Genomic DNA, 23,303 nt, shown 5'->3' on the forward strand with positions numbered 1-23,303 from the left:
ATAGCATTTTTGATGAATAAAATCACAAAACTTTTTAATATAAAATATCCAATTATTCAAGGCGGAATGATTTGGAACAGTGGTTACAAATTGGCTTCTGCGGTAAGTAATGCCGGAGGACTGGGACTTATTGGTGCAGGATCAATGTACCCGGAAGTATTGCGGGAACATATCCAGAAATGTAAAAAAGCGACTGGTAAACCTTTTGGGGTTAACATCCCGATGTTGTATCCTAATATCGAAGAGATCATGAATATTGTGATTGATGAAGGGGTGAAAATCGTTTTTACATCAGCGGGAAATCCTAAAACATGGACTTCTTTTTTAAAAGAAAAAGGAATTACGGTTGTACATGTGGTAAGCAGCAGTGTTTTTGCTTTAAAAGCGCAAGAAGCCGGAGTCGATGCAATTGTGGCCGAAGGTTTTGAAGCGGGAGGACATAACGGACGTGATGAAACGACAACACTGACTTTGATCCCAATGGTGAAAGAAAAGATTCAGATCCCGATTATTGCCGCTGGCGGAATTGCAACAGGACGCGGAATGCTTGCTGCAATGATTCTTGGCGCAGATGGTGTTCAGGTTGGAAGCCGTTTTGCAGCATCTCTGGAATCCTCTTCGCATGATAATTTTAAACAAAAAATTGTTGATGTAAAAGAAGGTGATACGCAATTGACATTGAAAGAATTGGCTCCCGTGCGCCTGATTAAAAATAAGTTCTACAATGACGTTCAGGATTTATATGAAAAATGTCCTTCAAAAGAAGATTTAGTACAACTTTTAGGCAGGGCAAGAGCTAAAAAAGGAATGTTTGAAGGAGATCTTGAAGAAGGTGAACTCGAAATTGGGCAAATTGCAGGATTAATCCATGAAATTTTGCCAGTAAAGCAAATTGTTCAAGAAATGATGACCGATTTTGAAATTGCTTGTCAGGAAAAGTCTAAATTTGAGTTTTAATTATCTGCATCAATAGTATATGAATTCTCTACGTACCTACTTACTAGTATTTTTTTTAGGACTTGGTTTGCACCAAAGTTATAGCCAGACTTATCAATTTAAAACATCAGGTTTTAGTGTTTTAGAAAAAAATGAAAGAGGAAAATGGGGCGAATGGTCGAACCTTGATTTAGTCAAGCTATCGGTAATTCTGGATACCAATAAACACAGAATTGTAGTGTACTCGCAGGAAATACAGCTTTTTAATATTCAGGATTATATCGAACGCGAAGAAAATGATACAGATATCGTGTACTCTTTTATGTGCAAGGACAATGATGGCAAAGAATGTAAACTATCTATAATTACTCGTAAAAAGCAAGACTATCGCAAACAACTTTATATTAATTATGACGATCATATTATTTTATATAATATTTTTAGTGTTTAGATAAACAAGAAGTATAAACTTTTAATAAACTCAAAATAAATGAAAAAAACACTTTGTCTGTTAACTGTTTTATTAATGTCATTTTCAACTATAAATGAAGAACCTGTTGAAAGAATAGGAGTGAAAGGACCAATTAATTCAATAAAACAAAATTTTCGTTAGCATGGACTGCGCATCCAAAGGATAATTATTATGCTCAGGAATATCTTCCGAAAAATGAAACTATAGAGCATTTTAATCAATTGCTTACCATTCACGTTTTTGTCACGGATCTTTCTGTTGATGATGCCATAAATCAAAAAGCGAGTTGACTAAGAGAAAAGAAACAGATAAAGTTTCTAATTTTAGTGTTATGAAAAGTCCTGACGGAAAAGAAAGTATTTTAGATTGCTTATTAAGTTCGGGAAATAACGATAAAATTGATATTGTCGAATTTATAATTTATCGCTACAAACAAATAGATTTAAAAAATAATAAAAAAGCATTGCTCATTTATGCTTATTCAAAAAGAAGTTATGACGATAAAATAACATCATTTCTTGAGAACTTGAAAAACGAAAGAACAGATTTATTAAATGTTATGACGTCAAAAGAATTACCTAAAATAGCGATTAAGGAATAATAACTAACCCGAGAGATTGGAAATTGTCGGGTTAGTTATATAAAAACTTAGCGGCTTAGTAACTCAGAATCTCAGAAACTTTTAAGAATCAATATCCTTAATAAAATCATCATACTCCAGGTAAAACATTTCCAGCGCATTCATTTTTTCGAAAAAGAAATCAAAAATAGTATCCCAGTTATTGCGGTTGCTAAAACCTACACCTTGTATTTCTGTCCAGATGCGGCTAATGGTTTTACCACTTTCGAGCGTATAGTTTTTTTCGAAAACCAAATCTTTAATAAACTCCTCTTCCAGAATATTTTTTAAAGCTTCTAATTTTTCAAAATAAGCATTTCGTTTTTCATCGCTTCGTTGTTCGATATCAATTAAAACCTGTGCTTTTTTATTGTCTACGTAGAATTTAAAAGAGAAGTCCTTGATCTTCGTGTCATAAAGAACCCATTTGCGTGGATATTTTTCGGCGAAAGCCACCCAAAATTCTCTTTTTATTTTTTGTGATTCTTCTTTACTGTACATTTTTATGGCTTTGGCTTTAGAAAGCTTGTAGATACGCGTTTTCTAAACTATATTTATATTGTATTTATTTGAAAGTACAAAAATAAACTTTGATTATGGATTTTCAAGATTTTTTGCAATATGTTCCTAATTTAATTCCGGTTGAACTCCCGGCAGTTGCGGCACATATAAAAATGGCTCCAAAAGAACGCATTGAAGCTTTGAAAAATCTGGATTTAAAAATAGAAAATCCCAGAATTGCTGCTGTCATGATGTTGTTTTATCCAAAAGACGGGAAAGCCCATTTGGTTTTAATAGTCCGTAATGCTTACAACGGTGTCCATTCGTCGCAAATTGCTTTCCCGGGAGGAAAGTATGAAACTACAGATGCTGATTATGAAGAAACAGCTCTTAGAGAAACACATGAAGAAGTTGGAGTTCCTCCTGAAAAAATAAAAGTCATCAAACATTTTACTCCAATGTATATTCCGCCGAGTAATTTTTTGGTACATCCGTATTTAGGAATTTCAAAAGAAGAACTTTCATTTTATCCTGATATTAGAGAGGTGGCTGATATTATAGAGCTGCCGCTTTCTGTTTTTTTAGATGATGAAATTATTGTCGAAGCCACATTATCAACTTCTTACGCTAATAATATTCTGGTTCCGGCATTTAATATTCAAAATCACATTGTTTGGGGCGCGACTGCCATGATTTTAAGCGAATTGAGAGATGTTTTGAAAACAACTTTTGAAGGAAAATCATAAAAGCAAAAAAATAACAATTTGATATTCATTATAATAACAATTTCTTTCCCAAATTGCTTTATAGTACGGCTAAAAGAATAATTTTTGTATGTTTGCGTCATAACAAAAAATACAATACACAGCTATGGGATTGTTTAAACGAAATCCTTTTGGACATATATTATTCATTAAGAAATGGTTAATCCGTATTTTAGGCGCCATGACTCATAGAAGATACAGAGGTTTTAATGAATTACAGATTGAAGGATCTGAAATTATTAAAACACTTCCGGATACTAATGTTTTGTTTATATCAAATCATCAGACTTATTTTGCTGATGTTGTTGCTATGTTTCATGTGTTTAACGCAAGTTTAAGCGGACGTCAGGATACTATTAAGAATATTGGATACTTGTGGCAGCCAAAAATGAATATTTATTATGTAGCGGCAAAAGAAACCATGCAGGCAGGTTTGTTGCCAAGAATTTTAGCTTATGTTGGTGCCATTACCGTTGAAAGAACATGGCGTGCAAAAGGTGTTGATGTTACAGAAAAAAGGGACGTGAACCCAAATGATACAGAAAATATTAGAATTGCGCTTGAAGACGGTTGGGTAATTACGTTTCCGCAGGGAACTACAAAGTCTTTCAAACCAGTTCGTAAGGGGACAGCACATATTATTAAACAACATAAACCAATTGTAATTCCTATTGTTATTGACGGTTTCCGCCGTTCATTTGATAAAAAAGGATTACGAATGAAGAAAAAAGGAATTCTGCAATCTTTTATTATCAAAGAACCTCTTGATATTGATTATGAAAACGATACCATCGAAGAAATCGTCGAAAAAGTAGAATATGCTATAGAACAGCATCCATCATTCCTGAAAGTTATTCCAGCCGAAGAAATCAAAGTAGAGGAAGAACTTAATAAATTAAGAAGATGGGAGTATTAGATTTAAAAATTAAAAAAGCTTAAGTTTTAAGTTTTATGTTTCAGGTTTTTCTAATTCGTATTTGAAAAAACAAATGCATTCCCAATATTCTCATGGTTTTATGACTTGATAAGAAAATCTCTGAACCTTCGCTACTTGAGCCTTGCCTTCTTTTTAAAAATCAATTTTCTTTAATTCTTTATAATTAGCATACAATCTGCGTAATAAAGTTCCGTACAGTAATCTGTAAAAGCACCAGAAGATCCCAAAGAAACCTAGTATTATCAGAATTAAAATTCCCGCTGATACCAGCATTGTTTTTCCGTTGGCAGCTAATTTTTCTCTTAAAAATGCCATATCAGGATTGTAGACAAAACCAACAAAGAAACTTAAGATGGTAGATACTATAATCATTCCTAAATTGTACCATACATAATATTGTACCGTTTTTCGGGTTTTTAAAATAGCGCCCATCAACGATTTTGTAGCTACAGTAGTCGAAATAGTTCTGTAATTTTTATAAAAAACAAAAATAAAAATCAGTACAACGATATAATTGATATAGGTTAAATACTCCAGGATTAATACAATTTCAGGATGATTCATTTTTTTCAAAACATCATCCGTATTAATGAATAAATTTGAAAATGTCCAAAGTAAAACCTCTAAAATGCTAATAATCAAAATCCATCTTACAATAGAAGATGATTTTTTATGTATCATTTTATAGATGTCCTTTTCAGAAATTTGTTCGAAAGAATTTTCATTCTTTTTCCAGTCTTTTTTTAGTAAATCCAGTTCTTTCATAATAATTTTTAAGGATTTAGTATTTTTTTAAGTTTCCCTTTAATTCTGTTCATTTTCACACGTGCATTCACTTCGCTGATCCCTAAGGTTTCAGCTATTTCCTGATAATCTTTGTCTTCTAAATACATAAAAACTAATGCTTTTTCGATGTCATTAAGCTGATAAACGGCTTTGTACATCAATTTTATCTGTTCTTCTTCTTCATAATTGTAATCAACATCTTTTACAAAATGCTGATGACTTTCATACTCAACGGTTGATATGGTTCGTTTGGTTTTTCGATATAAGGTAATCGCAGTATTTAATGCGACACGATACGTCCAGGTCGAAAATTTACTATCGCCCCTAAATTTAGGATAAGCTTTCCATAACTGAATGGTGATTTCCTGAAACAAGTCTTTGTGAGCATCTTCGCCAGCAGTATATAATCTACAAATCTTGTGGATTATATTCTGATTTGCCTGCAATTGCACAACAAATGACTGTTCTAGATTTTCGCTCATAATGTATTAGTAGTAATCAAAGCTATTTTGTTACACGGTGAAATTAAAAAAAAATAGTATTAAAATAAATTTTTAGGTAAAATCTTAAAAAAGTTTCATTTCTTTCCAACCTTTTATAATAGATAACACTCTATATATAAAACGGCCTATATATGAAAAAACTATTACTCTTTCTTTTTGTATCTGCAATTGGTTACTCACAATCTATTTACAGAGGAAATGTGAGCGAAAAAGGAATGCCAATTCCCGGTGTTACTATTTGTGTATTTAACAGTAAGAGATGCACAACATCTGATTTTGATGGAAATTATGCTATTGAAGCAAAAGTTGGCGATCAGCTGCAGCTTTCATTTATAGGTATGAAAACAAAAGTGATTAGGATAAACAATACCAACTTGTTAGAAAATGATGAGTATGTAAATCAGATTGTAAGCGGAGATTATATTGAAAAATTGAAGAAAGGGAATGATTCTTTAAAAATATCAAAATCCTCAGGAAATTTTGAATTCAATCTTGCCAGTGGGATCGAACATTATGATATAATGAAGATTAGCAGAAATAATGATGGTTTCTACGAACTAAAAAATAGGGATCAATATCATAAATTAGCTTTTGAAGTAAGTAATGAATTTATTTTGTCAACACCAATCCGTCTGCCTAAATATCAGAAAACTTATGCGCAGGGAAGAAGTTTAAATGGAGAATTAGCCTATCAGTCACCACTAACAAATGAAATTTTCAGTTGGGGACCCAATGTCAATTCGTTGCAATACTCACAAAATAGTTCTCAATGCTACCCTCAGGGAGATATTGTAAACAGAACTTCTGCGGGAGCAAATCAATTACAGCTTTTTGATCCCAATAATTTTTACCAAAATACAGAGGATAATAAATTTTCATTTCTTGCTCAGATTGAAAGTCCAAAGGGTAATTTCTTAAAAATAAATTTTGGTTATAAAACAGGCAACATCATAATTCCAGCAACGCGGAATAATGAAATTACGACATCTTTAAAATATTTCAGAAATATTACTAAGTACAGTAAAATCGAAGCGCTTTTGTCGTACAATGATTTCGAAAATAATTTCTCTAATGCAAATTTTGGAATAAATAAAGTTGTTTTTGCAAATGCTGTTACCCCAATTCATTTCGATAATAAATGGGGCTCAACGTTAGAAAGTGGTTTACAGCGCAGTTATACGGCGCTTGAAAACAATCCATATTATGTGATAGCTAATAATTTAGATACAAATAAAAGCAAAGTACTTTCGTTCAATTTTAATCAGGTTTATTCTAAAGACAGAAATCAGAATGCAGTAAATGCAAGTTTTCAGTCTTCGGAAATTAAAAACACAAACGGACAGAATTTTTATTTTGCAGAAATAACAGCTCCAAACTTCGATAAAAGAATTGAAAAATTTAAGAACGCTTCAGTTTCAGATGCATTCAAACGTATTTTTAATAATTGGGCATTTATAGAATCAAAAATCGATTTTAGGTTTCAGGATAGAAAATTAGAAAGAAATTATTTTAGCGGATTTGCATCGCAGGAAGATTTTCCTGACCATGCAGCAAATCAAATTAAACTGAATGTACCTCAGGAAAGATTTGAAGTTTTATCGAATGTAAATGGTTCTTATACTTTTACTAATGTATTTTCTACTTATAGCCAGCTTGTGGTAAAAGGCAGTTCGGGTCTAAATTATTCATCAACAGTAAAAAGCCGTTTCATGTCAAATTATTTGGCTACAGTTGAGTTGAGAAGATTTTTTAATGAAGAACTTTGGCTTACAATCAGTCACGGTTATAATGAGACAGAACCTTCATTACAAAATAATAATTTGAATTTTAATTCTTTGCAATACCACGTGAATCAATTCAAACAACTTCAGAATAATTTAGAATTAATTACCCGAAAAGATGGGATTGCTACAAATGAAAATATGACCAGTCTGGATTTAAACTACAGACTAAGTTATTTTTGGAATCTTACTATGAATTATTACCATAAAAAAGTGAATAATTTATATACACCTGTTTTTAATCAGAACTCAATAAGCTGGTCTCCGGATGTTAATTACAAACAGAACGGAATTGAATTTGCAATCGAGAGAATGAGCTATTTGGGAAGGGATTTTAAATATGGTTTCAATCTGAATTTTACTTATTACAAAAATGAAGTAACAGTTTTAAATAACAGTCAAGCCAGAATTCCTTTTGCGGGTTTTGCAGACGTCAATAAAAATTATATCGTGGGACAGTCTCTGGGAGTTATTGTTGGGAGTAGTTATTTAAGAGACAATAATCAGAATATAATTATTGACGAATTAGGTTTTCCGGTTAAGGATTCGAATTCAAAGATTTTAGGAGATCCGAATCCTGATTTTGTCGTAGGTTTTTTTAATTCTTTCCAATATAAAAATTTTTTATTGCAGGTTTCTTTTGACTGGAGTCAGGGCGGCCAACTCTGGAACGGAACTCAGCAAACTTTAAACTATTACGGAAAATCTGAATTGACAGAAAGTCAGCGCAATGTTACTAATTACGTTTTTAACGGAGTTACAGAATCAGGCGCTGCAAATACAAAAGCAGTTTCTTTTTATGATACCAATCTTCCGGTCGAACAAAATCGCTGGACAAGGTATGGCGTCGATGGCGTGGCCGAAGATGCAATTGAAGACGCAACGTATTTTAGGCTGAGCAATATTAATTTGTCGTATTCAAAAGATTTCCGCGAAGACAATGTGAATAAATTCAGTTTCAAGATTTCAGTTTTTGTGAATAATGCTTTTATAATGGCAAAAAGTAAGTCGGCTTTCAGTAGTAATTCGATGTTTAATTCTATCGATACAACTGGTTTCGATTATTTTAACACGCCAATGATGAGAAGTTTTGGTTCCTCTTTAACAATTAAATTTTAAAACGATGAAAAATATAAAATATATATTGTTTTTGCTGATATCCCAAGCTTTAGTGGCACAAAATATCGAAAGTGACTGGAATACAGTTTATAAAAAGTCAATTACAGAAAAAGTATATCTGCAGTTAAATAATGTGCTGTATACGCCTGGAGAAATTATTTATTTTAAAGGATACATTGCAGAAAGTGATAATAAACCCACTTCTTTGAGCGATTATCTTTATGTTGATTTATTTGATAGTGCTAATAAAAAAATAGCGAGCCAAACGTACAGCGTAGAAAACGGAAGCGCTTCCGGCTCGTATAAAATTCCTGAAAATGGAGCTTCAGGAATGTATAAAATAAAAGCGTATACCAATATTCAGAATCAGATTGGAGAGAATATTTTCGAGAAAACATTTTTCATCCAAAAAGTAGTTTCTCCCAGAATTTTAATGACGCTGGATTTTAGAAAAAAAGCATATGGAAAAGGGGAATCTTGTAAAGCTGATTTTGTGCTGAAAAATTTAGAAAACCTGCCAATAAGAAATTATGCTTTTAAATATGACATTTTTATCGCGGGTAAAAAAATAGATTCACTTCAGGGAAAAACAGACTCTGAAGGAAAAGCGCTTATTACTTTTAAGCTTCCGGCGGATTTAAAATTAAATGACGGAATCTTAAATGTGATGTTGGATTACGATAATTTTAAGGAATCGGTAACAAGGTCAATTCCTATCAATTTGAATTTTGTTGATTTGCGGTTTTTACCTGAAAGTGGAAATTTTATTTTGAACGAAGCATCTTCCTTGTTTTTTATTGCAAAAAATGAATTTGGACTTCCAATGGATCTCGCGGGTTTTATTGAAGATGAAAAGGGGAATAAAATTAAAGATTTTAAGAGCATTCATGACGGAATGGGAAATGTTGTTCTGAAAACAGAAGAAAACAAAAGATATTTTGCCGTAATAACTTCGCCATTTAAGTCTGAGGAAAAAATAGCTTTGCCTGTGGCAGAAAAAAACCTCTTTGTAATAAACGCCCAAAAGAAACCGGAAAATGTTGCATTGAATATTTATGCACCCACTACAATAGATGCAAAAATTTTAGTTAGAAATACAAACAAAATTCATAAAACTATTAAGCTGAGTCTCAAACAAGGATGGAATTCAGTAGATATCAAAACAAACGATTTTCCTGTTGGGATTCAATCTTTCTCGTTATTGGTTGCCAATAAAATTGTGGCAGAAAGATTAGTTTTTTTGAATTATGATGACGGATTAAAAATCGAAATTAAAACAGATAAAGAAAGCTATTTGCCAAGAGAAAAAGTAAAAGTTTCAATTTTGACAAAAGATAAAAATAATGCTCCAATAGCTTCAAATATTTCTGTGGCGGTAGTCGATACAAAACTGCTGACTTATATAGATGACAAACAGGATAATATCTTATCATGGCTGTATCTTGGTTTTGAGTTGAAGGGAAAAATTCATGAACCGAGGTTTTATTTTGATGATACTAAAAAACGTGAAGAAAGAGAAGAGGCAATAGATTTGCTTTTGAATACGCACGGCTGGAGAAAATACGATCAAAGTAATCTTCAAAAAATGCTGTCAGAAACAAAAAACATAGCACCTGAAAAAAGTGACGTAATAGAAGGATTTGTTTTAAATCAAAAAAATAAACCTGTTGCTGTAAGAGTATTGTATTTTACGGATAAAGGAAAAGTGTACGAAACAAAAAGCAATTCAAGTGGTTATTTTCAATTCAATAGAGTTCAGTTTTCTGATTTAGCGTGTTTAATCGCCGAAAGCAGAACCAAGCACAAATACACTATAAAAAACTCATTTTCAGATCAAAAAGAGTTTGCCAGAATGAAAGATACCCTTTCAAATAGTGTAAGTTATAATGTGGATTATGACTATAAAGAAAAAAAAGAAGCAATAAAAGGAGAAGAACAAATCGCAGGAAATTCAGTTTCTTTAGATTCTGAAAGTAATTCTTTGCAGGATGTTGTGGTTATGGGATACGGTATGTCGGCTAAAAAAATGATTACGAGTTCAGTCACTACAATTTATGCTCAGGAAATTTTGAATTCATTAAGTGGCCGCGCTTCCGGAATTCAAATTACGTCAGCGACAGGACAGGCGGGTGCCGCAGACAAAATAGTGATCAGAGGTTTAAGCTCCATTTATGGTAGCAGAGCCGGTGGTCAGCCTTTAATTGTAATTGATGGGATTCCGTATGTAAACAATGAAAATTCTTCTATACTGGGCAGTCTTCCCGCCAGTTCGATACAATCTGTAACTATTTTAAAAGATGCATCAGCAACGGCTATATATGGTTCCAGCGGAGCTTCCGGCGTTATTCTTGTAACTACAAAAAATAAATTATTCCAAAGCAATAAGATTTTAGGAAAAAAATACAATTATACTTTTCAGAATATTAACAGATCAGGGTCTAAAATGCTCAACGAAGCGGAGAGATTTTATTCGCCAAAATATAAAACCACAATTGTAGAAGAGAAAACAGATTTTAGAAGCTGTATTTACTGGAATTCTGTTGTGCAAACCAATAATAAGGGCGAAGCAAATTTTGAATTTCATACTTCTGATGATAATACCTCATTCAAAGTTTTGGCAGAAGGAACTTCTTATAAAGGAGATTTGGGGAAAGCAGAAGCTGTTTTTTCTGTAAAAGAATTAATTCAGACCGATGTGAAAATTCCGGTTTATGCTTCGCAGGATGATGTAATTTCGATTCCAATTTGGTTAAAAAATAATTCGGTAAACAATTTAAAATTAGAATATAAGGTAGAGTTTAATAAGCAAAATGTTAAGTTGCAGGATGCTGTTGCTGACTTACAGCCAAATGAATCAAAAATAATTTATGTTTCATTATTGGCGAATACAGTTGGAGAAAAACTTCCGTTGGAAATCGTTTTAACAGCGGAAAATTATAAAACCAAAATCAAAAAAACGGTCGATATATACGCAAAAGGATTTCCTATGAATGTTGATATTTCAGGATCCGGATCTCAGGGAAAAGATTTTGTAATTACTGAACCGATTCCGGGCTCAATTCAAGCGGGATTCAAGTTATTCTACAATCCGTTTTCTTCTATTTTTGATGGTTTAGAGGGTATGTTGCGAGAACCTTCAGGATGTTTTGAGCAGGTTTCTTCTACCAATTATCCAAATATTATGGCAATGCAGCTGTTGAAGTTTAAAAATTCTTCGCCCCAATTTAAAGAGAAAGCCCTCAGATTCTTAGAGAATGGTTATCAAAAGCTTAAAAATTATGAATCAAAAGAAGGCGGCTTTGAGTGGTACGGTGGAAATCCGGGTAATGAGGCGCTGACAGCATATGGTTTACTGCAATTTTATGAAATGAAGGAATTTATAAATATTGATCAAAAATTAATTCAGAGATCGATGGCCTGGATGAATTCCAGAAAAGACAGTAAAGGAGGTTTTAAACAAAATCCAGCGAAATATGGTTTTTCCGGAATCAAATACGAAGTAAATAATGCTTACATTGTTTATGTATTATCAGAAATAGGAGATACTGATATCGAAATACAATATCAAACAGCCTTGCGGGAAGCCTTAAAAAGCAATGATTTATATCGAATGAACCTGATGGCTTTAGCTTCTTTTAACCTTAAAAAAATACAAGAATACAAACAGTTAATGCTGCTGATAAATGCAGTAATTAAAAAAACAGCATTTAAAGATGTAAAAGCAGAACAATCAGTGATACATAGTTCCGGGAAATCTATGAATACAGAAATTGTTTCACTTTATGCACTTGCTCTATTGAAAGAAAAACAAATTACAAAAGAAGTCTCAGATGCTTTAGAGTATATTCACTCGTTAAAAAGTACATACGGTTTTGGTTCAACGCAAGCAACTGCTTTGGCTTTAAAATGCATTACAGAATATGCCAAGATTACTGCTAAAGCTAATGATGAAATTATAGAGGACGCGGTTATGAACTTGAACAATGAGTCGTTTAGATTAGTCCAAAAAGACAATGAAGGAAATGTAATTCTAAAAGATTTAAAAATCAATAAAGGAAATAATAACTTTTCGATTCAGATTCCGGAAAAGAGTAAAATTCCGTATTTGTTTTATGTACAGTATCAGACCTATAAACCTAACAATTCAAAAGAATGCAAGTTAGTGCTCAAAACAAAAATATTGAGTAATAAGGTAAAGACAAGCGAAACCGTAAGACTGGAGATTGAAATTGAAAATAAGAGCCCAGGGCAGGTTTCAAATCCCATTGCCAGAATTGGGATTCCCGGCGGATCAACTCCGGAACCTTGGCAACTAAAAGAACTTATTGAAAAAAATGTGGTTGATTATTATGAGATTTTCGGAAATGAACTGGTACTTTATTTTAGAAAATTAAACGCCAAAGAAAACAGAAAAGTCAACATTGACTTAAAAGCAATTGTTCCCGGGAATTATAAAGCAGTAGCATCGTCAACTTATTTGTATTATGAAAATGAATACAAAAACTGGAACCAAGGTTTGGAAGTTGAAGTGTTGCCGTAATTTTCTTTTATTTATCCTGACAGGTTTCAAAAACCTGTTAGGTATTTAGTTTGGTGAACTTAGGTTGAAAGAATATTATAAATCTTTGTCTTTATAATAATTCACCATCAAGTCAACAAATTTGCTATAGCCTTCCATACCATCTTTTTGATTGTTTGTTTTTAAGAAATTATCATAGAAAATATGAAAGCCTTTATCAATAAAAGTATCATATTGTTTCCAGAAATCCTGACTTTCCTGATAGTTTTTTAGGATACCAATATGAACGGTTTTCTTTAATTGGGTGAATGTCTTTTCGTCTTTTGCTTGCCAAATCCCTAAGCAATAGCGAAGGGCAAAACTGTATCCGGAATACTGATAGTATAAATTTTGATTTTTTACAGTAGCCAGAACACCAATAAAATTGCATTCGCTTTCGCTGGCATAACCCATTTGATGTGCCATTTCGTGGCAGCTCGTAACAGGAAAATTGTACATGGGTAATAAATCATTAACCTGAGCTTCGTTTGTAAAAGGATTGAGATAACCACCAAAACCCATATAGGTCAGAGGCAGGCTAAAAAGTGATTTTTTGATGCTTATTATTTCGTATTTAAAGTAAGGATATTCGTTTGCCAGATTTTCATAACCACTTAAATTCATCTGGAAAGCCTGATTTTGAGAATAGGGAAAAACTATTTTAGAACTGTCTTTTTTTGTAATCTGAAACTGAATTTCGTTTGTTTTTGCAATTAGTTTTTTGGTAAAAGTTAGCAATTCAGCGTCAGTATATTCTCTTTGGATTTCCATTTTTTCAAAAAGTGGTTCCCTGTAATAATTGAATGCCCAAAGTAAATGGAAGAAAAAATAAAATATAGAAAGGACACTAAGGGCTTTTAAAAGATTGTCTTTCCATTGTGATTTCCATGTTTTTCTTATTTTCCAAATCCATCGAATCAAGAACAAAATCAAAATAGAATAGATGTAGTCTCCCACTGAAAATGGAATTTTGCCCAAAACGATTCTTGAAAAATGTGAGGTTTTAATATACAATCCGTTACTGTAAAAGCGTTCTGTGAATTCCGGAAAATACGGAAGAATCTTTAAAAGGATGATTTGTAAGAGAAGTAATAATGGTAAAATATATTTTGATTTCACAATTTTAATTTTGGATAGGTAAATATAAATACAATTAAAAAGAGTTAGCCACGAATTCCACGAATTTTCACGAATTGATGATTTTTTTCTTAGGTTACAAAATAGTAATGATTCGTGTTATCCAGTTTTACTGACATTATAACTTGTGCTAATTAGTGAAATTCGCGGCAGAAAAATTTAAGCACTTTACCCATAAAACGAGTTTAAACTTTGTAACTTTGGAGCTCTTAATTGTTAAACTTCAAACAAAATATAATGAGTCAGGAAATAAGAAATCTGGAGCCTAAAGCGCTATGGAATAAGTTTGCAGATTTAAATGCAGTTCCACGTCCGTCAAAGAAAGAAGAACGCGTGATCGAGTTTATGAAAAACTTTGGAAACAGCTTAGGTTTAGAAACTTTTGAAGACGATATTCGAAATGTAATTATCAGAAAACCGGCAACTCCGGGAATGGAAAACCGTAAAGCAATTGTTATGCAGGGGCATCTGGATATGGTGCACCAAAAAAATGCTGATACTGTTTTTGATTTTGATAGTCAGGGAATCGACATGTATGTTGATGGAGACTGGGTTCGTGCCCGTGGTACAACGCTTGGTGCTGATAATGGATTAGGAGTAGCTACAATTATGGCTGTTTTAGAAAGTAAAGACATTCCGCATCCTGCAATCGAAGCCTTGTTTACAATTGATGAGGAAACGGGAATGACCGGAGCTTTAAATCTAAAAAGAGGAATTCTTCAAGGTCAGATTCTTTTGAATTTAGATACTGAAGAAGATGATGAAATTGATATTGGTTGTGCTGGTGGAATTGATGTAACGGCTACAAGAGCATATAATGAAGAAGAAGTTCCGGAAGGTTCAGTTGGGCATATTATTACCGTAAAAGGTCTAAAAGGTGGTCATTCAGGAATGGATATTCACAAAGGTTTAGGAAACGCGAATAAAATCATGAACCGTTTGTTGTTTGATGCTTTTGAAAACTTTGGTTTGCAGGTAGCAGAGATCAATGGAGGAAGTTTAAGAAATGCAATTCCGAGAGAAAGTGTTGCAAAAGTAATTATTTCTGAAATGTTTGATGAAGCGTATATTTTTGATATGCAGGAAATCATCAATGATATAAAAACTGAATATAAAACGACTGAGCCAAACTTATCTATTGATATCGTAAAATGCGATACGCCTTCAAAAGTAATGGATTTAGGTGTTCAGGAAGGAATTATTCGTGCTGTTTATGCTGCTCACAATGGTGTTTACAGAATGAGTGCTGATATGGCTGACCTGGTAGAAACTTCAAATAATATTGCAAGAGTTATCGTAAAAGATGGTGAAATATCTATTGGATGTTTAACACGTTCTTCTGTTGAAACTTCTAAATTTGATTTGGCTAATGCGTTGCGTTCAGCTTTTGAATTGGTAGGTTGCGAAGTAGAACTTTCTGGTTCTTATCCGGGATGGACGCCAAATGTAAACTCTGAAATATTAGATACTTTGGTAGGAATCTACGAGAAACAAAACAACGAAAAACCTAAAGTAGTGGCTTGTCACGCTGGTTTAGAATGTGGAATTCTGGGAACAAATTATCCTGAAATGGATATGATTTCTTTTGGACCAACAATTCACGGTGCACATTCTCCGGATGAAAGAGCAAGTATTTCTTCGGCTCAAAAATATTGGAAATTTATATTAGAAATTCTTTCTAATATTCCGGTTAAATAGTCACAGTATTCAGTCGCAGTCTCAGTATTCAGTTTCAAAGAACTGTAAACTGAGACTGTAAACTGAGATTGAAAACTAATCTCTTTTAGGAGCATTTTTCTTTTCTCTCTTTTCTTCTTTTTTTTCTTTAGCCGTTTTTAACGGTTCTTTTTTTGCTGTTTTCTTAGCATCCTGACTCTTTGCCATAATATTTCAATTTAGATAGTTAACTTATTTTTAAAGTAAATATAGGTTCTATTTTTGAGTTTATATTAATTATTTTGTTGATATACCTCAATAGAATCTTTTTCAAGTCTTGTTTTTAGCCACATTTTCATTTTTTGTTTCATCTCTAAATCAACTTTTTTCTTGCTCTGAAAAAGAATAACGGGAATAATTTTTGATTTATTTGTTTCGCTTTCTACAGTATAATTTCCAATGGTAAGAGAGGTAACGGCAGGAAAAAGTATTTTAGCTTCATTGCTAATCTGGTTGTTATTGAATTGATATTGGGCCAATTGATTCCGTAAATTATTTATTAAAATATCCTTTTGATCGACAACACTTTGATTATTGTTGATTTGATCCATAATGTCTTTCCTTAAATTAACAGTATCCTGCCTGATAATTAATTTTGTGTTTGGAAGATTGTAGTTTACCAGTTTTTTATTAAGATTGATGATCTCAGTATCACTAAATTTTTTCGCTAAAAAGGCCAATTCAATTCTTTTTGGATCAGTATTGTATCTTATTTTTTTATAAATAATGGGGTAGTCATTGTCCAGGAATTCTTTCTGGATGAAAATTTCTGTTCTTGAATTATAATTTTTTTGAACATATAACTGGTAAGCAAAATATATACTGGGAACAATTAAAAGTAAAATAAGAATTGTAATACCATATTTTACCCTTTTCTGATGTCTTAAATCCAGTTGTTGTGCAATTGGATAATTCAAATATTTTACAATCACAAAAGTAGCAATACAAATAAACACACAATTGATAGTATAAAGATATAGCGCGCCAAAAAAATAGAGATAATTGCCAAGAGCCAAACCATAACCAGCCGTACAAAGTGGCGGCATCAATGCAGTTGCGATAGCTACGCCGGGAATTGGATTTCCTTTTTCTACACGTGTTACGGCTATTACACCAACTAAGCCTCCAAAAAACGCAATTAAAATATCGTAAATATTTGGAGAAGTTCTGGCTAATAATTCAGATTGTGCTTCCTTAAAAGGGCTAATATAGAAATATAAAGTAGAAGTAGCCAGACTTACTAGTGTTGCGATCAACAGATTTTTTATTGATTTTTTTAAAAGCTCAAAATCATACATTCCTAGTCCAAAACCGGCGCCAACAATTGGTCCCATTAAAGGAGAAATTAGCATTGCACCAATAATTACAGCTGTCGAATTAACATTTAAACCTACGGATGCTATAATAATAGCACAAGCCAAAATCCATATATTTGAGCCTCTGAACGATATAGCGCCTGTTATATTTTCGATAACTGATTTTTTATTCTCTTCGCCTTTGTGAAGATCAATAAAATTTAAAACTTTTTGAGTTATATCCTTCATGAGCTTATAATTGAGTTGAGATTGTAGATTAATTGGATAGGAGTATAGAAGTCTAATTTAATCAAAAAAAGCACTAAAACCTACCTTTGTAAGATAAAGTACTGCAAAAGGTAGGGTAAATTAATTCTATTGCTTTTTTAGAAAACAAAAAAATCCTCAATTTTAGAAATTGAGGATTTGAGTTGTAGTTATAAGATGTAACTTAATTTCGTTTTAGTACTTTATATTGTTCATAGCAACCGTTAATTGCATCCATAATCTGTAAATCATTTGCAGATTGTATAAAGGATTCAGAGTAATTACAACGTTGCAAAATTTCAGGAATTTCGTCTTTACTAACACCTAAAAGTACAGAAACAGTTTCACGGTCATATTTAGATTCCAGAAGATTTCGAACTGTATCATCCTTTCTCATTTCTTTTAATTTCTTGAGTTCCTTTGCATTTTTTCCAAAGAAACCATAAAGTACATCCGCAGGATTAAAAATAGATCCTAATACTTTTCCAAAGGCATTTGGAGAATATTCACCAGCTTCATAACCTTGGGTAAGACCTGAGATACTGTAACGGTAATTTTCTTTTGTTGGAATCAATTTTGAATCGACTTCAAGATACCCAGTTAAACTAAAAGGAGCAATGATCACTTCTTCAAGGGCAATTGCTTTTTCAGTAAGCTGTATTCTGGTCACTTTATTTTTTATCCAGTCATTTGTTACCCTAATTCTTAAAGATTGAAATCCTAAAATCGAAAAGTGAATAGTGTCATTTAATTGTACATCGATCTCAAAATATCCTTTAGCATCAGACTTTGCACCACGAACTTTGTTGGTGTTGATGATATTTACATTAGCAAGCGGTTGTTTAGTATTATCGTTGATAATGTAACCAGATACTCTTTGCGGTACTGTAGATTCAACATCTTGTGCAAAACTAATAGTAGTAGATAGTAGTGTAAAAAAGAAAACTGCGAAATATTTCATATCCTTATTTAAAGCACTAAAAGTACTAAATCAGGATTAAATATTTCGCAGTCTTCGAATATAATTATCAGAAAATTAACAAAGGTCGTAGTGGAGCTTTTAGTATTTAAATAAAATGAGATAAAGAAGATTTAGGTTACATAGTTTTGGATTCTAAATTTTTTTTATCGGAAATAACATTATTAAAGTAAAAAAAAATCCCAAATTCCAGTTGTATTTGGAATTTGGGATTTTGTATTTCAAGATATTAAAATATTAATCTCTTCTTGGTCTTCTTGGTCTTGGTGAATCACCAAAGCTTTCAGAACGTCTTGGAGCTCTGTCTGAACCACCTTCAGTTCTTGGAGCTGAATTTCTAAAGCCACCTTCTCTTGGAGCAGAGTTTCTGTCGCTTCTGAAACCACCTTCTCTTGGAGCAGAGTTTCTGTCGCTTCTAAAACCTCCACCACCAGAACCTTCACGTCTTGGTCCGAAACTTCCTCCGCCAGAACCTTCTCTTCTTGGTCCGCCAGAACTTCTTCCACCACCAGAACGTCCGTTATGGTCACGTCTTCCGCCACCATCATTTTTAGAAATTTCAACATTAATACGACGTCCTTCTAATTGTACGTTGTTTAATACTTCCATTACTTTGTCAGTATGCTCAGGATCAGTGTTAAAGAAAGAGAAACCTTCTTTTACGTCTACTTTGAAAACGTCATCACGACCTAAGTCTAATGTTTCTTTCAGGTAGTCCTTAAGTGTCATCCAGTCAAAATTATCTCTTGAACCAATGTTTACAAAATAACGAACTGCTCCATTATTATTGAATTCTCTTGGCTCAGAATCACTTCTTTCGCGTCTTTCAGAACCTGAAGACTGGTTAGAAATGTCTCTGTTTTTCTTGTAGTAAGCAATAAAACGGTTAAATTCTACTGAAACCATTTTCTTGATCAGCTCTTCTTTAGATAAACCTTCAAGAACATTGTTGATAGCTGGTAAATAGTTGTCAATTTCGTGATCAACCTCAGTATCTTTAATTTTGTTTGCTAAGTGCAATAGTTGAATCTCACAAATTTCGATTCCAGATGGGATAGTTTTTTCTTCAAACTTTTGTTTGATGATTCTTTCGATAGAAGAAATTTTACGCAACTCACTTTTTGTAACAATTACAATAGAAGTTCCTAATTTTCCAGCTCTACCAGTACGTCCGGAACGGTGATTGTAAGTTTCGATTTCGTCAGGTAGTTGGTAGTTCACTACGTGAGTAATGTTATCTACGTCAATACCACGTGCAGCAACGTCAGTTGCAACAAGCATCTGAATTTGTCTTCCACGGAAAGACTTCATTACACCATCACGTTGCGCCTGAGATAAATCTCCGTGCAATGCAGCAGCGCTGTATCCATCTTCAATTAATTTTTCGGCAACAGCCTGTGTATCTCTTTTAGTACGACAGAAAACCACAGAGAAAATGTCTGGATTTGCATCGGCTAAACGTTTCAAAGCTTCGTAACGGTCACGTGCATTTACTAAGTAAAATTCGTGAGAAACGGTAGCTGAACCTGAGTTTTTAGCACCTACTGTAATTTCTAAAGGCTCGTGCATGAATTGTTTTGCAATTCTTGCAACCTCTTGTGGCATAGTTGCAGAGAACAACCATGTGCTTTTTTCGTCTGGAGAAGTTGAAAGAATGTTTACGATATCTTCGTAGAATCCCATGTTCAACATTTCGTCAGCCTCATCAAGAACACAATAGTTGATTTGAGAAATGTTTACCAATCCTCTGTTAATCATATCTTGCATTCTACCTGGAGTAGCCACAATAATTTGTGCTCCTCTTTTAATGTCTCTTGCTTGCTCTGTAATGCTAGCTCCACCGTAAACTGCTACCACATTAATACCTTTTTCGTATTTAGAGTAGTTTTTAATTTCGTTGGTAATCTGCAAACATAGTTCGCGTGTTGGAGATAAAATTAATGCTTGTGTATTTCTGTTGTTGGCATCAATTTTTTGAATTAGCGGAAAACCAAAAGCTGCCGTTTTCCCTGTCCCTGTCTGAGCCAACGCAACCATATCTGTGTCTTTTTCCAATAATAGGGGAATCGCTTTCTCCTGTACTTCGGTCGGATTTTCAAATCCTAGATCTAAAATCGCCTTCAGTAACGATTCACTCAATCCTAATTGTTCAAATTTGTTCATATGTATTTTTAAAATAGGGTGCAAAATTACTGTTAATTATTCAGATAAACTAATGCTATTTTAAGAATTATGTATTTGTTATGATTTGATTATCAAAAAGTTATGTTTAATGTAAAATCATTTTGTTGAGAAATTGAAGAATTTTCTGCAAAATTACGTCGTGAAATATAAAATTTAGACTTTAAAATGTTGTATTTAAAACAATTATTTGATTGTGTTCAGAAAATCAATTAGTTGATTAGTAGCTTTTGCACGATGGCTGATTTTATTCTTTATCTCTGAAGATATTTCGGCAAATGTTTCGTCGTAATTTTCTGGCTTAAAAATAGGATCATAACCAAAACCCTTATCTCCTTTTTTCTCCAGAACTATATGTCCTTTTGCGATTCCGGTAAATAAATGCTGTTCTCCTTTTATATTTAATGCGATAACGGTCTTAAACTGAGCACTGCGATCTTCCTTATTTGATAAAGAGTTTAGAAGTTTATCCATATTATCATCAGAATCGCGTTGTTCTCCTGCATATCTTGCTGAATATACGCCCGGTTCTCCATTTAAAGCTTTAACCTCTAAACCGGTATCATCTGCAAAACAATCATAACCAAATTTTTCAGTTACATAATTCGCCTTCAAAATTGCATTTCCTTCAATTGTGTCAGCAGTTTCAGGAATGTCTTCGTTACAGCCAATGTCTTCGAGACTTAATAATTGGATAGATCCTTTTAAGATACTTTGGATTTCTTTGATTTTATTAAGGTTGTTTGAGGCGAAAACCAGTTGCATAAGAATTTGTTTTTATCTGTTGTTGAATATATAAACACAAATTTAGAATTCTTATATTTGATATGTGACGAAAAATTAAAATAAATGAAGATTTCTTTACTATATAAAAAAATAACCCCTTTTGTTAAGCCTTACAGGAAAATGGTTATTGCGACTTTATTGCTAACTTTTCTGGGATCGTTTGCCGCTCAGGTCAATGCATTAATATTAAAGTATACAGTAGATTCAATTAGTAATTTAATGGTTGCTCACGAACCATTATCAAAAGGTTTTCATTTATTAGAGATTATTAGTATTGTTTTACTTTCTAAAGAATTGGTTTATTCAGTAGTGCAATTTGGTCAAAAGTTTTACGGCGAAAAATTGCGCATCTTCATAACCCGTGATATTTCGCAGGCAATAGTCGAAAAAATCTTAAGCTATCGAATGGAATTTTATACGTCTGGCGAAAATGAAAGCGGAAAACTTCAAACCAGAATAGATTTAGGAATAAGCAGTTTAACACGATTGGTCCAGAATTTTTTTATTGATATCCTGCCTTTGTTTGCAAATGCTTTTGTTGCATTGGCAATTATGTTCTATGCTAATGTATATGTAGGTTTGGTGAGTTTATGCATTATTCCCATTTATTTTTATATCAGTCAATTACAGGCAACTAAATTAAGTGGGTTTAGGCGAAGAATGCGTAATTATCGCGAGACAAAAAATAACGGAATCATTAGTTTGATTGAATCCATAACTGTGATTAAATCATTTGTGCGCGAGCCAATGGAAGCAGACCGACATAAGGATATTCAGTTTGAAATGACCGAAAATCAGTTAGCAACCAGAAAGACCAGTTTTATTTTTGAAAGTATTAAAGGTTTTGTAGAACAGATAGGAGTAGTAATTATCATTATTCTGACCGCGTATTTTGTTTTGAATAATACGATGACAATTGGAGCAATCATGTTTCATATTATGTTGTTTAATAATGTCTCTGCACCAATCAGGCAATTGCACCGAATTTATGATGAAGTAAATGATGCTTTGATTTATTCTGAAGGATTTTTTGATATTCTAGAATCCGATAATGAAAAAGAAGTAAGTGGCGATTATATCCCTGAAAAAATTGTGGGACTTATCGAGGTTAAAAATGTTGACTTTGTTTATCCAAACGGAACAAAGGCTCTTTTTGGAATTGATTTTACAATAAAACCTAACGAAACCACAGCTTTAGTAGGGTTAAGTGGTGCCGGAAAAAGTACGATCATTAATTTACTAGATAAGTTTTATTTACCTACATCGGGAAAAATCTATTTGGATGGAGTAGATTTAAATGATTATAATACTGATTTTCTAAGAAAAAACATTGGATTGGTATTGCAGAAAAATCATATTTTTAAAGGTACAATAGCCGAAAATATTTTATACGGAAAACCAGATGCTTCACAATCTGAAATTATAGAGGCAGCTCAACAAGCTTATATTCACGAACAAGTAATGCAATTGCCTAAAGGTTATGATTCTGATGCACATTTACTTTCAGGCGGACAACAACAGCGAATTGCAATTGCAAGATTGTTTTTGAAAAATCCTCCAATTATTTTCCTGGATGAACCTACGGCAAGTCTGGATGCCATAGCAACAGAACAAATTAAAAAGTCTCTGGATGCCATAAAAAAAGACCGAACAGTAATTATCATTTCGCACAGTATTTCTCAAATTATTGATGCAGCAAATATCATAGTGCTGGAACAAGGAAGATGTATCGAAAAAGGAACTCATGACGAATTATACGAAAATAAATCAACCTATTATCAAATATTTACCGCAATGGCAAATAGTCTGAACCTGGATAAGATTACTCAAACACTGGATTAGTTTAAAAGTTTATCTGCGTATTTTTGTCATTCCGAGGCACGAGGAATCTCATCAAGTAGCTCGACAATTTAGGGAAAATACTTTGTGTTAGTTTCGTGGTGAGATTCCTCGTGCCTCGGGATGA

17 protein-coding genes are annotated in these 23,303 nt (G+C 32.9%); 9 read left to right on the forward strand and 8 right to left on the reverse strand.

The genetic code is table 11. The annotated features are described in order from the left end of the window. Positions 1-12: 12 nt before the first annotated feature. The 3 genes from NJT12_RS13180 to NJT12_RS13190 all read left to right on the forward strand — a co-directional run bounded on the left by NJT12_RS13180 (position 13) and on the right by NJT12_RS13190 (position 2,009). The gene (locus tag NJT12_RS13180) at positions 13-957 is read left to right on the forward strand and encodes an NAD(P)H-dependent flavin oxidoreductase (RefSeq protein ID WP_271336383.1); all 945 of its coding nucleotides are present in this window, start codon (positions 13-15) and stop codon (positions 955-957) included. A gap of 19 nt (positions 958-976) precedes the next feature. Continuing rightward, positions 977-1,387: a hypothetical protein gene (locus NJT12_RS13185; RefSeq protein WP_271336384.1), complete on the forward strand. Its 411-nt coding sequence runs from the start codon at positions 977-979 to the stop codon at positions 1,385-1,387. A 307-nt stretch (positions 1,388-1,694) separates the two neighbouring features. Continuing rightward, entirely contained in the window at positions 1,695-2,009 is a 315-nt protein-coding gene (locus NJT12_RS13190; protein WP_271336385.1) for a hypothetical protein, read from the forward strand. Positions 2,010-2,090: 81 nt separating this feature from the next. Here the strand turns inward: NJT12_RS13190 and NJT12_RS13195 are convergent, their stop codons facing one another. Next, on the reverse strand, positions 2,091-2,528 hold the full coding sequence (locus NJT12_RS13195) for a DUF4268 domain-containing protein (protein ID WP_271336386.1): 438 nt from the start codon (positions 2,526-2,528) through the stop codon (positions 2,091-2,093). Positions 2,529-2,623: 95 nt separating this feature from the next. Between NJT12_RS13195 and NJT12_RS13200 the strand changes: the two genes are divergently transcribed. Continuing rightward, a complete protein-coding gene (locus NJT12_RS13200) occupies positions 2,624-3,274 on the forward strand; it encodes an NUDIX hydrolase (protein ID WP_271336387.1) in 651 nt (216 codons plus the stop codon). Between the two features lie 124 nt (positions 3,275-3,398). Then, positions 3,399-4,208, forward strand: coding sequence for a lysophospholipid acyltransferase family protein (locus NJT12_RS13205; RefSeq protein WP_271336388.1), 810 nt, complete (start codon positions 3,399-3,401; stop codon positions 4,206-4,208). Between the two features lie 153 nt (positions 4,209-4,361). On the opposite strand, the gene NJT12_RS13210 is transcribed toward NJT12_RS13205, so the two are convergent. Then, positions 4,362-4,994, reverse strand: coding sequence for a hypothetical protein (locus NJT12_RS13210; RefSeq protein WP_271336389.1), 633 nt, complete (start codon positions 4,992-4,994; stop codon positions 4,362-4,364). 8 nt (positions 4,995-5,002) lie between these two features. Then, the gene (locus NJT12_RS13215) at positions 5,003-5,497 is read right to left on the reverse strand and encodes an RNA polymerase sigma factor (RefSeq protein ID WP_072956102.1); all 495 of its coding nucleotides are present in this window, start codon (positions 5,495-5,497) and stop codon (positions 5,003-5,005) included. Between the two features lie 152 nt (positions 5,498-5,649). On the opposite strand from NJT12_RS13215, the gene NJT12_RS13220 reads away from it, so the two are divergent. Both NJT12_RS13220 and NJT12_RS13225 read left to right on the forward strand, forming a co-directional pair. Continuing rightward, on the forward strand, positions 5,650-8,418 hold the full coding sequence (locus tag NJT12_RS13220) for a carboxypeptidase-like regulatory domain-containing protein (protein WP_271336390.1): 2,769 nt from the start codon (positions 5,650-5,652) through the stop codon (positions 8,416-8,418). Positions 8,419-8,422: 4 nt separating this feature from the next. Beyond that, positions 8,423-12,958: an MG2 domain-containing protein gene (locus NJT12_RS13225; protein WP_271336391.1), complete on the forward strand. Its 4,536-nt coding sequence runs from the start codon at positions 8,423-8,425 to the stop codon at positions 12,956-12,958. A 75-nt stretch (positions 12,959-13,033) separates the two neighbouring features. On the opposite strand, the gene NJT12_RS13230 is transcribed toward NJT12_RS13225, so the two are convergent. After that, entirely contained in the window at positions 13,034-14,095 is a 1,062-nt protein-coding gene (locus NJT12_RS13230) for a DUF3810 domain-containing protein (RefSeq protein ID WP_271336392.1), read from the reverse strand. A 255-nt stretch (positions 14,096-14,350) separates the two neighbouring features. Between NJT12_RS13230 and NJT12_RS13235 the strand changes: the two genes are divergently transcribed. Next, positions 14,351-15,811 carry an aminoacyl-histidine dipeptidase gene (locus NJT12_RS13235; RefSeq protein ID WP_271336393.1) on the forward strand — a complete coding sequence of 487 codons (1,461 nt, stop codon included), beginning with the start codon at positions 14,351-14,353 and terminating at the stop codon, positions 15,809-15,811. 251 nt (positions 15,812-16,062) lie between these two features. Here the strand turns inward: NJT12_RS13235 and NJT12_RS13240 are convergent, their stop codons facing one another. The 4 genes from NJT12_RS13240 to NJT12_RS13255 form a co-directional block, all read right to left on the reverse strand. Continuing rightward, positions 16,063-17,373, reverse strand: coding sequence for a DUF389 domain-containing protein (locus NJT12_RS13240; RefSeq protein ID WP_271336394.1), 1,311 nt, complete (start codon positions 17,371-17,373; stop codon positions 16,063-16,065). Positions 17,374-17,575: 202 nt separating this feature from the next. Continuing rightward, a complete protein-coding gene (locus tag NJT12_RS13245; RefSeq protein WP_271336395.1) occupies positions 17,576-18,352 on the reverse strand; it encodes a carboxypeptidase-like regulatory domain-containing protein in 777 nt (258 codons plus the stop codon). A 255-nt stretch (positions 18,353-18,607) separates the two neighbouring features. Beyond that, the gene (locus tag NJT12_RS13250; RefSeq protein ID WP_271336396.1) at positions 18,608-20,533 is read right to left on the reverse strand and encodes a DEAD/DEAH box helicase; all 1,926 of its coding nucleotides are present in this window, start codon (positions 20,531-20,533) and stop codon (positions 18,608-18,610) included. 204 nt (positions 20,534-20,737) lie between these two features. Continuing rightward, positions 20,738-21,316 carry a non-canonical purine NTP diphosphatase gene (locus NJT12_RS13255; protein ID WP_271336397.1) on the reverse strand — a complete coding sequence of 193 codons (579 nt, stop codon included), beginning with the start codon at positions 21,314-21,316 and terminating at the stop codon, positions 20,738-20,740. Positions 21,317-21,400: 84 nt separating this feature from the next. Here NJT12_RS13255 and NJT12_RS13260 point away from each other — a divergent pair, with 84 nt between their 5' ends. Then, entirely contained in the window at positions 21,401-23,179 is a 1,779-nt protein-coding gene (locus NJT12_RS13260) for an ABC transporter ATP-binding protein (RefSeq protein WP_271336398.1), read from the forward strand. Positions 23,180-23,303: the final 124 nt, after the last annotated feature.

Origin of the sequence: Flavobacterium azizsancarii, from assembly GCF_027980145.1 — a bacterium.
Taxonomy (GTDB): Bacteria; Bacteroidota; Bacteroidia; order Flavobacteriales; family Flavobacteriaceae; genus Flavobacterium; species Flavobacterium azizsancarii.